Source organism: Bradyrhizobium sp. LeoB3 (assembly GCF_055456055.1).
This window is the reverse complement of sequence record NZ_JBVBEF010000016.1, coordinates 102,370-116,537: the sequence shown is the minus strand read 5'-3', so window position 1 is coordinate 116,537 and position 14,168 is coordinate 102,370. Positions and strand designations below refer to the sequence as shown.

Below are 14,168 nucleotides of genomic sequence, written 5' to 3'. Positions count from 1 at the left end.
CCCTGAGGATGGGCGGCACGATCAACTGGGGATTTTTCAAACGGCACTTCTGGGGAGAATTACTCAGGCATCTACAGTATTGGATGGCGTGTCTCTTGAAGCTTTCGAACAGAATTGGGAAAAGCGCCGGCTGGTTGAACGCGGAATTGAAATCATCTCCGAAGCGAGTCGTCATCTCACGGACGACATAAAAGGAGCGACGAACCGAAATTCCGTGGCCAAAAAGTAGCAGGGATTGGCAATGTTCTTCGTCATGCTTACGATCACGTCGCGCCAGATATGCTTTGGAAGCTTGCACAGGACGATCTGGCGGAAATCGAAAAAGTTTGCCGTGAGGAGTTGGTCGTAGCTGAGGAGGATCCAAGCACCTGATCACGGTCTCAGCCGTCATCCATGGCGCAGGGCATTTTGAGAGGCGCGTGCTTTGCCGATCTCGGTTTTAGGACCGGTGATCCTGAAATCCTGGCGCTCATCAAGGGCGTCTTGGTCCAGGAGGGTATCCCTCGACGAAAACGGTGGGGGCGAGTGTCCGTCCCCGGCGGTCCGACGACGGCAAAACCGCAAGGAAATGGCGGATTGGTCCTTACCGATCGGTCGGCCTAAGGATTCGCGTGGGAAAAAGCGTCAGAATATGCCCAGGCGCTTTTTGGATCTTGCATTCATTTTGAGGGCACCCGATTTGTCTCGGTAGTATATGCCGCCCGCAACGGAAGCTTTTCGAACAGGTTTCTTCGACATCGCAACGACGTCTAACCAGCCATCATCATTGAATATTGGTTCTGGCACGCCGCTCGCCGCAAGCAGAAAATCATAGTTTAGCGAATCGGTCGCCTCCTTGAGCATCCGAAATTCGAGATCACTCATCCCGGCAGGCTTTTCCTGAAGGTCGCCGTGCTTGTGCTCGAGTTTCAGAAGATGGCTCAAATTCCCTACGATTCGGCGGAAATCCGACTTTCGCTGGCGGCGCCCGAGTGCGGCAGGGGAGACAAACAGTTGCGACTCTTCATCGAAGGCACTTTTGAAGAGCGAAGATGCCCGCGATTACGAGAGGTTGCGCGCCGCTATTGAGCGCGAAATGGATCGCAAGAGCATTTTTGATAGGATTAGGGTTCAAGACTTGACAGATAAGGTCTGGGAAGAGCGAAAACGCAGTCAGGCCGCACTGATCGAAAGTGCGATGGTGCAATCGTTGGCCATGTTGTTGGCTCCTCAATACGGTGAAAATCTCGAAAAATGCGTTGGAGACCGCTCAGAATTATTACAGCGGCGTTCCGTCCGCAAGGTCGCCGCGAGCTCGCTCTGAAGGGCTGCGCTCGCCGCGGCTGTTTCTGCCTTCAACGTCATCACGTCGGTCTGGTCGGAACGTGTCACGACCAGGCGCAGCCGCGCGAGCTCTGGATGGCGTTTGCCGATCTCGGCGATCTGTTCGGGCCGCACGAACATGCCTTTGACCTTGGTCGTCTGATCGGCGCGCCCCACCCAGCCCTTGATGCGCATATTGGTGCGACCAGGCCGGGGTGCGCATTCACGGAGCGTTAACGGGACTCCAGATTTAAATACTCAAATCGATTGATTAAATCCTGCTGCCGTCGTAGGGATATTCGACTGTTCACCTGCGGTCATCGAGCGGCCGCGGGCAACGGACAACGCGAGCTAGCAGTTCCCGTTGCGTCCTCATTCGACGCATGATGGTGATACAATGTAGCCCGCCCAGGGTTCGGCTGAACAAGGGGGGCTTTGATGTCGCCAGACTTCAATTCCGGAATGTCCGAACAGCGCGTCGATGAATGGCTCGGGCTCATTCGCCGTTTTCTGCAGATTCTCGCCGCGCGCAAGAAACTTCAGTTCTCCCGAAGGGTGTCTATCGGCGATCTCCTCACGGAGCGAGGGGATAACGCGGCCGCCTATGGCTTCGGCGAGGGTACCACGATGTACGACAATGTGCTCGTACTTGGAGACGTCCGGGTCGGCCGGCATACGTGGATCGGACCCGGTTGTATCCTGGACGGTTCGGGGGGAGGTTTGCAGATCGGCGATTGGTGCTCGATCTCCGCTGGCGTTCAAATCTATACGCATCACACCGTCAATCGCTCTATCTCGCTCGGAGAGAAGCCGGTCGACTACGCTCCGACCAAGATTGGAAGCGGTGTCTATATCGGGCCGAATTCCATCGTTCAGATGGGCGTGACTGTTGGCGACAAAGCCATCATTGGTGCGAACTCCCTGGTCAATCGGGACGTGCCGGCGGGTGCCAAGGTATTCGGATGCCCGGCCCGTATGCGAGAGGCTGCGGAGTCACCCGCTGGGGACGTGGGCTGCGGCGCTAACCCTTCTCGCGCTTCTGCCGGTTCTGTCGATTAGGTCTGCCGACGGCGTAGCGCTTGCTCGAAATAGAGCATCGCGCGGCCAAAGAATATGCCGGCGCTGCCGCCCGCCATCTTTTCAATGGCGTCCACCAGTCGCGCATGGCGATCTACGGTCACAAGTTGCATGAGTTCAAGGAGCGCAGCACTACCAATGACGACGAACCACACGAACATGACGTGGCGCGGGTAGGCCAGGTGGAAGAGGAACCCGACGGTCGCAAATGCGGCAATATGTTCCAGGCTGGTTGGGGCCGGGAGCGTCGGCCGCGCGCCGATTGGCGACACTGAAGCATAGGCAAGAAAGCACAGGAGCGCCCAAGCAGCGATCGCGGCGAGTTTCTGAGGCATGAGGGGCATTGGCCCTTAAAGAAAATCCCGGAGGCGAGCGATTTCGATGATCTGTTCGGCGGACAAAGCGGCTGTCACAAGCTGCGTTTGCGGTTCAGTACCTATCTCGTAGAGATGGCGTTGGTGCGCAGGCTTGGCCAAGAATGCCGCAATACATGCGTCCAAAGAGCCCTCGAACAAAAGGTATGGTTCAGGCCAGCAAGGTCTCTTTGCGCGCTCATTCTCAATCGAAGGCCATTTCCTCAGTGTCGCGGTTGCGCTGAAATCGACGGGGACGGACTGCAAGGATGCAATATGTGCATCCGCCTCGCGCGTCGGGTGCGGTGTCGGTGCGGTTGTTTCCACCACTCTAATCATGGGGCCAGTCGAAGCCGGACGGGCCGGGATCCATGCCCGAAGAGGCGTTGAATGTCTTGACCTCACCTTTGCCGGCGGTTCCAGTCGTCGAGTCATCGCGCGGAGGCTTCGGAAGTTCGATCGAGCCTGGCGGCATCATTTCTCTCCATGCCCAAATCTTGGCCGTAACGCCACCCCGCAGATTGCAGATGCTGCGCTGCGACACTGTTCTTCTCCGATGTTTTAGCTGCGTTGCACCGTCGCCCAGGCTGCACCTCCTTAAATAGCAGCGGCCGCTCGCAGCATGGTAGCCAGCTCCAACAAAATTAAATATATTTAAATATGGGAAGATTTAAAAGAGAATAATGGGTACTTGGCGGGCCGCCCGTACAGCCTGAATTGAAATTGAGCCCCGAGCAGCCGGCATCGTGTGGCGGTGCTTACCGCATGGTGACGGTTGAGCGCGCAATGTTCGACATTGCGCACCGTCCGACACGCGTCAAGGCCGCGCGGCAGCTCGGTCGGCGGGGCGATTGTGTTTTCCGCTCCCGTGGTGGTGATGCGAGCGCGGAATCGGAAAGCTGGAGTGCCGCCGGGCTCCGCCTGCGCACTCTAAAGGCTGGTCTTAAGATCGAAGGGCCAGCTCAAGCGCGTGTGAGAGTCCAGCGTCTCGCTCAGGTAGAAAGATCAAAAAGGATTGCGGAGCTTTGTTAACAAGGGCCATCACATAGCAGTGTTCAGAGCGATGATTACGGGCATGCTAGAGGAACAATGCGAGAAGGCGATGCTCGCAGTAGTCTTTATTTTGAGGTGGGAATCCATTGGTGGTTGACCCGCGGTTCCGCCCTCACTAGGATATCATATAGTTAAAACAGCTCATACTTCTCGAATTAAGTGAGCCGAAAATTCCATGCAGGGGTCATGGGCCGAGATAGTTCTGGGCCTGGTGCAGCGGTATTCTGATCTTCGAGACCCTTCGGAGGAAACCATTTGTTTGGTGCCTTCGGAAGAAATCGCTTGAATGTGCGCTTCGCTCAATTGACCTCGCAGTGCAATCGGATATGAGCGGTTCGACTGTTAAGTGGCGATGCGATCGAAACAACGTTGTTGCGGCGCTCTGCCGTGGAGCGCCGATGGGTGTCCAATAGCGATCAAGGAAGCGGGCTCGGATCGCGATGATCCTGGTAGCGGAAGGTTGGTTTAACGCGACACGACCGGCGAACGAGGTCAAATTGATACGCGGTTACCGCTATGAAAATCACGTTGCACCGCATCTAACACGCACGGCTAGCTTGCGCGGATAATGACTAACATTCTACCTGGAGCAAGGGCGTTAGCGACCCTTTCGGTGTTTCGCCTCTCGTTTCTGACTGTGGGTATTTATGATAATTGTGATGCTGCTCGAGCCGAGTCTTCGGCTATGTCGGGTGGCGGATCCGGCCGCTAGCTGCCGGCCCGAGCGCGTTTAGGCGGGAAGATGAAGAAGCACTCTCACGAGGAGATATTGTTGAAGCTCGTTCGAGCAGACGAGCTTGCGCGAGCGGGCAATTCCCAAGTGGAGATTTGCAAGGCGCTCGGGGTAAGCGTGATGACGCTTCATCGTTGGCGGAAACTGCCTCTGCGCGGGACTGATGCGGTCGTTCCGTCCGAACCTGCGGGTGAAGGGAAGGTGCCGGCCAACTCGCCAACGATTGATGAAATGCGCCGTGTGCTGGAGGAACTCACGCTCGAGAACCAGCGGCTGCGGAAGATCGTCACGGATCTCCTGCTGGAGAAGATGCGGCTCGAAGAAGCTTCGGCCGAGGCCTTTCCCGTTAGCCAGGCGCGCAAGGCCTGATCAATCCTTGTTGAGCCCTCGTGACCGCAGCTAGCTGATCTTCCACTGGGGCGACAATCGCAAACACCATGGCGGGGCTTCCGGCAGCCAAAGGGCTTGCCGGCACGGCTGAGCGTTGTTGCGGGAACGGGTGTCGGATGTTGCAATGATCCGAACGCTTGATTGACCGTGTACAAACTCGCTCCGAGCGGCCGGTACATATGTCGCGGACGCTTTTCGTAGACATCGCGCGCGATCGTCGGCTTCGGCGGGAGTGGTGGAAATCGCGCTAGTGCTGTCCAACCGCCCATTCTACTGCGTCTGCGAGCTGTTGGATCTCCTGATCCGCCGCGTCTCCGGGCATGAAGCTCGCGACCGATTGACCGCTTGTAAAGGAGCGGACGAATGCGGAGCGACTGGCGATGGGAGGCGCGACGATCTCACCGAACTCGTTCAACTCCTCGACCAGTTGTCGGCCCTCCAGGGTGCGGCGATCGAGACGGTTAGGAACCAGAATGACCTTAATCGCATCGCGCCGGCGCTCGCGTGCCGCATCGATGATGGCGAGCGTCTGTGCGGTCGCGTCGAGATCAAGTCCGGAGGGGGTGCAGGGGACCAGGATCAGGTTTGCCAGGGCGATCGACGCACCCATTTCGCGCGCGTTCGGGGCGGTGTCGATCACCACGAGACCGGCCTGGATATTTCGCACCTCCTGGGCCCAGGCGGATACGGTGGTGCCTTCCAGAGCCATTTCGTAAACGGGGAATTCCAGATTGCCCGGCTCGGCCCACTGCGAGGCGGAGCGCTGCGGATCGCTGTCGACCAGCGCGACGTCGTGACCGCGGCGCGCCAGCTCGGCCGCGATACAGACCGCAATCGTGGTCTTGCCAACCCCGCCTTTTCGCTGGGTAACAGTAATGGTCCTCCGCATTGGTATGGGAGAGGTCATGCGGCGCCACACTAACGAATCTTCACATTTCAAAGCAAAATCAGCCAGTTACACTATCACTACCTAACGCATTTCGACAATTGGCTTCTTCATTGCATCTCCCGGGATGTTCGATCATGGCCTGTCTGATCTTCACGCATACCTCATCTGCAGATTCCGTATGGTTGTAGTCGCGGATTATGCCGAAATTACCCGAAAAAGCGCCCTTCGAGGGCGGACTCGGATCGCTGACCCGGCGATTAACAATGGCGTGACATTGAGCTCAAATCTGAGTTAATCGCGCGTGAATTTAATCCTTGACTTCGATTGTGCAGCGCGACTAACAATGGCTTAACAAACGACGCGATGCACCTTAACATTGAACATGGTTGTGTCGGGTTAAGTTAGGCCTCTTCACTCTCGTTGTAGTTGTAGCACCTTCAACTTGCAGCACATTGGCGCTGACCGGCGTGTCAGCTGATCGGTGAAAAATCTTGGAATCTTGCCAGAGGGTACCATGGCCGTTACCTACTTGACGAAGACTGAGTTGGGTCAATTTCTCCACCACAGCGGCAACAACATCGAATCGAGTGTCAGATCGGCATTGATCGATTCGCTAGAGCAGAGCGGTGTGTTCAACGATGGGGGAGAGGATGGCACCAGGGGATGGTTTCAATCCGGACCATTTGCCGGTGGGCCGGTCGCTCCCACCATTCAGGTGCTGGATGTTAAAACCTCCACGACAGTCGACACGACCCCCAATCTGAAGGCGATCATCCTCGATGACGCCGGCGGCAAAACGCTTAACGTGACCGGTGCCGACAACGACGTATTCGTTGCAATGGGGAAGGGCTCCGACACCGTGCACCTGCACGATAGTGGCGATGATACGGTCTATGGCGGTGGCGGTAACGACCTGATCACCGGCGGACACGGCAACAGCTCGCTGTTTGGCGGTGCCGGCAACGACAGCATCTATGGCGGCACCGGCAACGACACGCTGGATGGCGGTAGCGGCAACGACTACCTGTTGGCTGGCACCGGTGCCCAGTCGCTGGTTGGCGGCGATGGCAACGATCTGATCAGGGATCTCACGTCCGGGCACAGCACGCTTTCGGGCGGCAGCGGCAATGACACCTTGGTCGGCGTGCAGGGCGATGTTTTCGAGGGTGGCAGCGGTAACGATCAGATCTGGCTCTATGGTGGCGCTGCGGGTGTGAACTCGACGCTGCAGGGCGGAGACGGCAACGATACCTTCCACATCCAGTCGCACTCCGGGAACGATACGATCATTGGTGGCAACGGCAACGATACCGTCGACTTTGCGGATCGTTCCTTCTTTGATGTCACCAAGATTGACGTTGATGCGAGCACGTCAACTTATACGCTCCACTTCAGTGACAACCAGACGGTTGCGGTCAGCGGAGTTGAAGATCTTCACTTCAACGACCAGGTCGTCACTCTGCCGAAACTCTAACTCGGCTGCTGAAGGTTATGCTGGTGAAGGCCCCGCTTCCGCGGGGCTTTTGCTTTTGTGATCAGAAGATGAGTCCAGGTGCGATTTACGCCTTTGTCAGGCCACATCGATCAGATGATGTCGTTTACACTTGATTTCGTATTGTTCTCACCCTCGTCCGATTGCGTCAGGAACCAGCCTTGTCCGCCAGTATGAAGCGCTTGCTCAATGCGGGCTCCGGCCCCGGACCTGCCCGCCGAATTGCTCGAATGGTTGGCGAGCAAGGTTGGGAGGAAGTGCGCTTCGACATCGATCCGGAAGTCAAGCCGGACGTTCTCGGCTCAATCCTTGATCTCGGCGGTTCCTTCGAGCCGCAATTATTCGATGCTGTCTGGTCGTCGCATGTGCTCGAGCATCTCTATGCGCACGAGGTCTTTCCAACGCTGCGTCAGTTCCATCGGGTCTTGAAACCCGACGGGTTTGCCTTGATCACAAGCCCGGATATCGAATCAGTCGCTCAATTCATTGTCGAGCACGGGATTGCCGCCGTCGCCTACAATTCGCCGGCGGGTCCGATCAGACCGCTTGACATGCTCTACGGCCATTCGCGCGCCATCGAGGAGGGGCATGTCTATATGGCCCATCGTACCGGATTTACGGCCGAGCGCCTTGGCAACCTGCTGTTGATGGCAGGCTTTCCGACCGTATCGATAACAACGGAAAATTTTGAAGTTTGCGCGCTCGCGCTGATGCCCGAGGCCGATAGCGAGGGCATCCAGAGGACTTTGTTAGAAACGGGCTTCAATTTTCAGGAGGCGTCGGCCTAGACGCTCATCATGGTTTCGGTTCGGCTGGCAGTGCAACCTACAGTCGATCGCTGCGAGTATTCGCCATCACGCGAAATGTTAGTGTTCCTGTCGTTTTTGTTGTATATATGTTAGTGCTAAGAAGGTCGCGCAGCGGTGTGTCCGTAGCGGATCGTAACGGACGCTCATAACAGATACATGGACTGAGCTTTCATGATCATCCAAGCGGTCGCCGAGAATACTGATGCGGATCCAGTGGCTCCGTCCGCGCTCGGGTGTCTGATCATCGTCGCTCGACAGCACGGGCTTCATCTCACCTCAACGCAGCTTATCAAAGACAACCTGCTGACCGATCAGGAAGTGACGCCCGATCAGCTCGTCCGCTGCGCGGAAAAGGCGGGAATGCGGGCGAAGCTCGTCAAGCTTGATTGGGATGGGCTTTCGCATCTGAAAAAGGCGCTCCCCGCCATCGTTCGGCTGCGCAACGGAAGTCACATGGTGCTGTTGCGTGTCGATGGAGATGCCAACAATACGCGCATTATCCTGAGGGATCCGAATGCAGCGGAAGATGCGCTTCTTGTGATCGACCGGCCGCGCTTCGAGGACATCTGGTCCGGGGATGTCGTCCTGGTCAAGCGCAACTATGAGATCTCCGACGAATCGCAGCCGTTCAGTTTCGGCCTCGTGGCCGCGTTGCTGTTCCGTGAGCGTCGCATGGTTCGGGACGTCGCAATCTCCGCGCTGATCCTCGGATTTCTTGGTCTGGCGCCGATCATGTTCTGGCGGCTGCTGTCGGACAAGGTGATCTTCTACAAGGCATACAACACCTTCTACGTGCTATGCCTCGCGATGCTGGTGATCATCGCCTTCGAGGCGGCATTCTCGTTCTTGAGGCAGTTTCTGGTTCATCGCCTGACGACCAGGCTTGACGTGAAGCTATCCACCTACGTCTTCGAAAAGGTTCTCAACCTTCCCATCGACTATTTCGAGCAGACCGCTGTGGGTCTGGTGGCGCGCGACATCCGCGAAGTGTTCCGCATTCGCTCCTTCCTGATGGGACAGTTGTTCGGCACGATTCTGGATTCCACGACACTTTTCTTCTTCCTGCCCGTGATGTTCTTCTTCAGTCCGGTCATGACCTTGGTGGTCCTGGCAGCGTCGGGATTGATCGTCGCATGGCTTATCTTGATGTTGCCGACCTACCGCAAGGCGTCGGCCGCTGTCCTTGCGGCGGAAGGTGCGCAGGGCGCCTTTCTGGTTCAGACGCTCAACGGCATCCGGACGGTGAAGTCGCTCGCGCTCGATGCGCGGCAGCGCCATATGTGGGACGTGCTGGTCGCTCGCGTCGCCAGGGCCCGGCTTGCGGAAGGCATGACCGGAAACGCGATCCAGGCTGTCGTACGTCCGGTGGAGCGGCTGGCAGTAAGCGGTTCATATGCGCTTGGCGTCTATCTCGCGCTTGTCAGCAACGATCCCGTCTTCATTGGAGCGCTGTTTGCCTTTCTGATGCTGTCGCAGCGCGTGTCGGGTCCGCTGATGCAGATGGCGCAGCTGATCAATCAGTATGACGAAGCGCGAAGCGCGGTCGCTACCGTCGCCAACCTGGTCAACCAGCCTGCGGAAGAGGGACGCTCCGGACAGGGCGTCCGCTCGCCGCTTGTGGGCAGAGTGGAGTTTTCCGGCGTCACCTTCAAATACAAGGGCGCGGTCTCGCCGACGCTGAACCGCATCTCCCTTGAAGTGCCTCAGGGGACCACGCTTGGCGTGATGGGCAAAAGCGGTTCCGGCAAGACCACGCTCACGCGCTTGTTGCAGCGGCTCCATTCGGACTATGACGGATTGATCAAGATCGATGGCATCGACGTTCGCGAGTACGACGTCGACCATCTGCGCCGTAACGTCGGCGTCGTGTTGCAGGAGAACTTCCTGTTCAGCGGCACGATCCGGGAAAACATCTGCGCGGCCAAGCCGGATGCGACCTTTGACGACATCGTCAAGGCGGCCAGACTCGCGGGCGCGGAAGAGTTTATCGACAAGCTGCCCCGCGGCTACGAAACGCAGATCTATGAAGGTTCGCCCAATCTCTCGGGAGGGCAGCGGCAGCGGCTCGCGATCGCGCGTGCGCTCATCGTCAACCCGCCGATCCTGATTCTCGACGAAGCGACCAGCGCGCTCGACGCCGACAGCGAGGCGATCGTGAACGCCAACATATCGCGGATCGCGCATGGCCGGACGCTGATCATCATCTCGCACCGGCTGTCCTCGCTAACGACGGCCGATGCCATTCTGGTGCTCAATCGCGGCGTGGTCGACGACATCGGGCGCCATGAGGAGCTGTTGGAGCGCAACGACATCTACAGTTCGCTTTGGTACCAGCAGAACACGCATTTGGTGCCCGCGAACCGGAACGACAGGCCGAATTTCCGGAGTCCGACCCTTGTCTCCTAATCAAGCCTCGCTCGCTACCGTTCGCCAATTCCAATCGGAGACCGATGCGATCCGGGAGGAAGCCGAGCCGCTGGCCGCGCGGGCCACGCTGTTTGTACTTTCTGCGTTCCTGGTCGCGATCGTCGCGATCCTGGGCCTGACGCGAATCGATCGCGTCATCACCAGTTTGAACGGCAAGATTGTGCCGGCCGGTCAGGTCAGCGTTCTACAGGCGCTGGATCCCTCGATCATCAAGACGATCGATGTGCGGGAAGGAGAGCAGGTGCAGCCGGGGCAGTTGCTCGCCACGCTCGATGCGACGTTCACGTCGGCCGATCTGACCCAAGCGAGATTGCAGATCGCGAGCCTCGAAACGCAAGTGGCGCGCGATGAGGCGGAGCTGAAGCAGCAGCCGCTCATATTCGCGGACAAGTCGGACCCTGACTTCCAGAAATACGCAGCGCTGCAGAAGGCGCTCTACGATCAGCGGATGGCGCAATATACCGCCCAGCTCAACAGTTTTGAATCGAAGATCAAGCAGACCCAGGCGACGATTGAAAAGCTTCGCGGCGATGATGCCAGGTATCGGCAGCGCGATGAGGTTCTGCAGAAGATCGAAACAATGCGCACGACGCTTGCCGAGCACGGAACCGGCTCGCAGCTCAACATGTACATCTCCCAGGACACTCGGCTGGAATTGCTGCGGACGTTGGAGAACACGCACAACAGCCTGATCGAAGCTCAAAATACGTTGGGATCATTGATCGCCGATCGTGACGCTTTCAAGCAACAATGGTTTGCGCAATTGAGCCAGGATCTGGTGACGACGCGCAACAAGCTCGACGACGCGAGATCTGCCTATGACAAGGCGGAGAAGCACCAGGATCTCGTCCGCTGGACTGCTGCCGAACCCTCCGTGGTGCTTACCATGGCGAGGCTTTCGGTTGGATCGGTCCTCAAGCCTGGCGATCCCTTCATCACGCTAATGCCGATCGACACCAAGCTCGAGGCGGAAATCAGGATCGCTTCGCGGGATATCGGGTTCATCCGCGCCGGAGATCCCTGCACGATGAAGATCGACGCGTTCAACGCCGCAGAGCACGGCACGGCCGAGGGCAGGGTGCGCTGGATCAGCGAGGGCGCGTTTACGACGGACGACGATGGAAAGCCGGTCGATTTCGCTTACTACAAGGCACGGTGTTCGGTGGACTCGAGCAATTTCAAGGATGTGCCGCATAATTTCCGTCTGATCCCCGGCATGACGCTTTCGGGAGACATCAATGTCGGCACCCGATCAGTCGGAATGTATCTGCTTGGTGGGATGCTCAAGGGCATTCGCGAGGCTATGCGTGAACCATGACACTGTCGGCGCGATCGCTTTTTCAGTGGATCCGGCCTGCTTTTTCGGAATCGCGCGGAAAACAGTTTGAGCGCGGCGAGGCCGCCTTCGAACGTGGTCACTATCTGGAGGCGCTGAAGCTTTGGAAGCTGGCGTCGCAAGACGGCGACGCGGAAGCGGACTATCGAATCGGATTGCTTTACGCAAAGAACCAAGGGGTTTCGGGCAGCATTCCCGACGCGGTGGTGTGGTACGAGCGCGCGGCCCAGCGAGGCCATGTCGAGGCGCAGTATCAGCTCGGCCTGATCTTCCTGTATGGAGCTAAGGCCAGTCTCGGACCGAACCGGCCAGAGACGTGGCGTCAGTCCTCTGTTGCTCGACTGGGCGATGCGGCATCGAATGTTCACAACCTCATATTTCCGCACGGAACTAGTGTTGCCAGTGACGTCGATGTCGCTTTTCGCTGGATCTCGGCCGCAGCGGAAGCCGGTAAGGCCGAGGCCCAGACCATCCTTGGCAACCTGTACACTGAAGGGCAGGGGCGCGAGAAGGATTACACCGCCGCGCTTAGGTGGTATCAGGCCGCAGCAGACCAGAAGTTTGCTCCAGGCGAATTTTCTCTTGGCGATGTCTATTATCAGGGCAGAGGCGTTCCCGTGGATTTCGAGCAGGCCGCGATCTGGTATCGCAGGGCTGCCGAACAGGATCACGTGAGGGCGCAGGTTGCACTCGCGTTCATGAACCTGAAGGGGGCGGGCATGCCGGAAGCGCCCGCCGAGGCCGCGCGCCTGTTCCAGAGCGCGGCAAGGCATGACGATGCGATCGCGCTCTACAACATCGGTTTGTTGCGCTTGAATGGAAAGGGCATCGCTAGAGATCTCGACCTGGCCGAAACCGCTTTGCGCAAGGCGGCGCGCAAGGACTACCTTCCGGCGATCCAGGCGCTGGCGGAGTTCTATTCACACGGGGCTGGCGCCGAGCCGGATCTGCGCGAAGCGGCAACTTGGTACGAGAAGGCCGCCGAGCGTGGCGATGTGCAGGCGCAGTTCTTCATCGGGCGCTTTTATGCGACTGGAACCGGCGTTTCCCCGAACATCCGTCAAGCCGTAAAGTGGTTCGAGCGTGCGGCCGAGAACGGCCACGCCACGGCCGCGTTCAACGTCGCGATCTTCTATCTCAACGGCTCGGGCGTCGAGCGCAATGTGGAAACCGCGATCAAGTGGTTTGAGCGCGCTTCGGAGGGCGGCATCAGCGCCGCCCAGGTGCAGCTTGGCAGGCTCTACTCCGCAGGCAACGGCGTTCCGCGCGATCAAAAGCTCGCGGGAGAATGGCTCAGCAAGGCCGCTGTTGGCGGGGATCCTGACGCCAAGACCGCCTATGCGCTGTTCCTCCTGCATCACGATGGTTCGGAGGACCGCCTTGCGCAGGTGCAGTCGTTGTTGACCGAAGCTGCCGGAGCCGGCTACGCGCCGGCGGCCTTCCAACTCGGCGCGATGCAAATGGGGAAGTTCGGCGGGATTGCGGATGTTCGAGGCGCTATTCCATGGTTTACGCGCGCGGCTAAAGCCGGCCATGTCGAAGCCCAATACACCCTTGCGCTCCTGCACGCCGATCCAAACAGCGGCGTGAGCGATGCGCGAGCCGCGGCGGCTTGGATGACCGCGGCCGCGCGCGCCGGCAATGCGGCCGCGCAGTTCCAGCTTGCTGTCATCTATTGCACGGGCAATGGCGTCACGCAGGATGTCGCTCAGGGGGTGACCTGGTACGAGGCCGCCGCGCAGCAGGGCCACACGGTTGCGCAGTACAACCTCGCTGTGATGCTCGGAAGAGGACAGGGCCGTGAAGCGGATCCGAAGAAAGCGGCCGAATGGTTTCAGAAAGCGGCGGAGCAGGGCATGGCGGAAGCGCAACTAGCGCTGGGAGACGCACTGATGTCGGGCGCCGGCATTCCTCAGGATAGGGACATGGCGGTGCATTGGTATCAACAGGCAGCGCGACAGAACAATGAAGGCGCAGTGCGTCGCCTCAAGGCGATCGGCCCGACGTTGGTGGACGCTGAGCGATGAAGAATGATCTTGTCCGTTCCAGAGCGGAAAGATGCAAAAGGAGGCAAGCAACAGCAACAATTCAGGCACAACTGATGCTTGCTTTCATATCGAAGACAGGATGAGTGCGCTAATCTCGCGCTTGCGAAATAAAGTGCTCAACGCTGAAGTGAATGTGTGACGATGGCTGATTTTCTTTCGAAGCTCGCGCGCGACGCCGGTCAAAAGGAACCTCGGATGAGGCGCGGTGCGATCGCAAGGTCTCAACCCAAGGGAGAGACAGGCGCTCCAAAGACGAACG

12 protein-coding genes and 1 pseudogene are annotated in these 14,168 nt (G+C 58.4%); 9 read left to right on the top strand and 4 right to left on the bottom strand.

Annotation, left to right across the window (positions count from 1 at the left end):
* Nucleotides 1-229, top strand: a 229-nt coding sequence (locus ACZXDY_RS14240; RefSeq protein WP_464345932.1) for a HepT-like ribonuclease domain-containing protein, incomplete at its 5' end; no start/stop codon positions are given.
* Nucleotides 230-234: 5 nt separating this feature from the next.
* Nucleotides 235-372, top strand: coding sequence for a ribonuclease HepT family protein (locus ACZXDY_RS14235; protein WP_464345937.1), 138 nt, complete (start codon nucleotides 235-237; stop codon nucleotides 370-372).
* Nucleotides 373-624: 252 nt separating this feature from the next.
* Here the strand turns inward: ACZXDY_RS14235 and ACZXDY_RS14230 are convergent, their stop codons facing one another.
* Together ACZXDY_RS14230 and ACZXDY_RS14225 are read right to left on the bottom strand one after the other, a co-directional pair.
* Nucleotides 625-924 (bottom strand): hypothetical protein, encoded by a 300-nt coding sequence (locus ACZXDY_RS14230; RefSeq protein ID WP_464345931.1) that lies wholly within the window; start codon nucleotides 922-924, stop codon nucleotides 625-627.
* A gap of 285 nt (nucleotides 925-1,209) precedes the next feature.
* Nucleotides 1,210-1,509, bottom strand: a pseudogene (locus ACZXDY_RS14225) (hypothetical protein); the annotation flags it as partial.
* A 231-nt stretch (nucleotides 1,510-1,740) separates the two neighbouring features.
* Here ACZXDY_RS14225 and ACZXDY_RS14220 point away from each other — a divergent pair.
* Nucleotides 1,741-2,361 (top strand): acyltransferase, encoded by a 621-nt coding sequence (locus ACZXDY_RS14220; protein ID WP_464345930.1) that lies wholly within the window; start codon nucleotides 1,741-1,743, stop codon nucleotides 2,359-2,361.
* On the opposite strand, the gene ACZXDY_RS14215 is transcribed toward ACZXDY_RS14220, so the two are convergent.
* Complete coding sequence (locus tag ACZXDY_RS14215) at nucleotides 2,358-2,714, bottom strand: VanZ family protein (protein WP_464345929.1); 357 nt, start codon at nucleotides 2,712-2,714, stop codon at nucleotides 2,358-2,360. The genes ACZXDY_RS14220 and ACZXDY_RS14215 overlap by 4 nt on opposite strands.
* Nucleotides 2,715-4,527: 1,813 nt before the next feature.
* Here ACZXDY_RS14215 and ACZXDY_RS14210 point away from each other — a divergent pair.
* Nucleotides 4,528-4,887: a helix-turn-helix domain-containing protein gene (locus ACZXDY_RS14210; RefSeq protein ID WP_464345928.1), complete on the top strand. Its 360-nt coding sequence runs from the start codon at nucleotides 4,528-4,530 to the stop codon at nucleotides 4,885-4,887.
* 268 nt (nucleotides 4,888-5,155) lie between these two features.
* On the opposite strand, the gene ACZXDY_RS14205 is transcribed toward ACZXDY_RS14210, so the two are convergent.
* Nucleotides 5,156-5,797, bottom strand: coding sequence for a nucleotide-binding protein (locus ACZXDY_RS14205; RefSeq protein WP_464345936.1), 642 nt, complete (start codon nucleotides 5,795-5,797; stop codon nucleotides 5,156-5,158).
* Between the two features lie 514 nt (nucleotides 5,798-6,311).
* Here ACZXDY_RS14205 and ACZXDY_RS14200 point away from each other — a divergent pair.
* The 5 genes from ACZXDY_RS14200 (at nucleotide 6,312) to ACZXDY_RS14180 (ending at nucleotide 13,888) form a co-directional block, all read left to right on the top strand.
* The gene (locus tag ACZXDY_RS14200) at nucleotides 6,312-7,271 is read left to right on the top strand and encodes a calcium-binding protein (protein ID WP_464345927.1); all 960 of its coding nucleotides are present in this window, start codon (nucleotides 6,312-6,314) and stop codon (nucleotides 7,269-7,271) included.
* Between the two features lie 191 nt (nucleotides 7,272-7,462).
* Complete coding sequence (locus ACZXDY_RS14195) at nucleotides 7,463-8,077, top strand: class I SAM-dependent methyltransferase (protein WP_080663923.1); 615 nt, start codon at nucleotides 7,463-7,465, stop codon at nucleotides 8,075-8,077.
* 192 nt (nucleotides 8,078-8,269) lie between these two features.
* A complete protein-coding gene (locus ACZXDY_RS14190) occupies nucleotides 8,270-10,504 on the top strand; it encodes a peptidase domain-containing ABC transporter (RefSeq protein WP_464345926.1) in 2,235 nt (744 codons plus the stop codon).
* Complete coding sequence (locus tag ACZXDY_RS14185) at nucleotides 10,494-11,843, top strand: HlyD family type I secretion periplasmic adaptor subunit (RefSeq protein ID WP_464345925.1); 1,350 nt, start codon at nucleotides 10,494-10,496, stop codon at nucleotides 11,841-11,843. Before ACZXDY_RS14190 ends, ACZXDY_RS14185 begins: the two co-directional genes overlap by 11 nt.
* Nucleotides 11,840-13,888, top strand: coding sequence for a tetratricopeptide repeat protein (locus ACZXDY_RS14180; protein WP_464345924.1), 2,049 nt, complete (start codon nucleotides 11,840-11,842; stop codon nucleotides 13,886-13,888). Before ACZXDY_RS14185 ends, ACZXDY_RS14180 begins: the two co-directional genes overlap by 4 nt.
* Nucleotides 13,889-14,168 lie beyond the last annotated feature (280 nt).

Coding starts and splice junctions, on each gene's coding strand:
- ACZXDY_RS14220 (WP_464345930.1), top strand. CDS start 1,741: ATGTCGCCAGACTTCAATTCCGGAATGTCCGAACAGCGCGTCGATGAA.
- ACZXDY_RS14215 (WP_464345929.1), bottom strand. CDS start 2,714: ATGCCTCAGAAACTCGCCGCGATCGCTGCTTGGGCGCTCCTGTGCTTT.
- ACZXDY_RS14210 (WP_464345928.1), top strand. CDS start 4,528: ATGAAGAAGCACTCTCACGAGGAGATATTGTTGAAGCTCGTTCGAGCA.
- ACZXDY_RS14205 (WP_464345936.1), bottom strand. CDS start 5,797: ATGCGGAGGACCATTACTGTTACCCAGCGAAAAGGCGGGGTTGGCAAG.
- ACZXDY_RS14200 (WP_464345927.1), top strand. CDS start 6,312: ATGGCCGTTACCTACTTGACGAAGACTGAGTTGGGTCAATTTCTCCAC.
- ACZXDY_RS14195 (WP_080663923.1), top strand. CDS start 7,463: ATGAAGCGCTTGCTCAATGCGGGCTCCGGCCCCGGACCTGCCCGCCGA.
- ACZXDY_RS14190 (WP_464345926.1), top strand. CDS start 8,270: ATGATCATCCAAGCGGTCGCCGAGAATACTGATGCGGATCCAGTGGCT.
- ACZXDY_RS14180 (WP_464345924.1), top strand. CDS start 11,840: ATGACACTGTCGGCGCGATCGCTTTTTCAGTGGATCCGGCCTGCTTTT.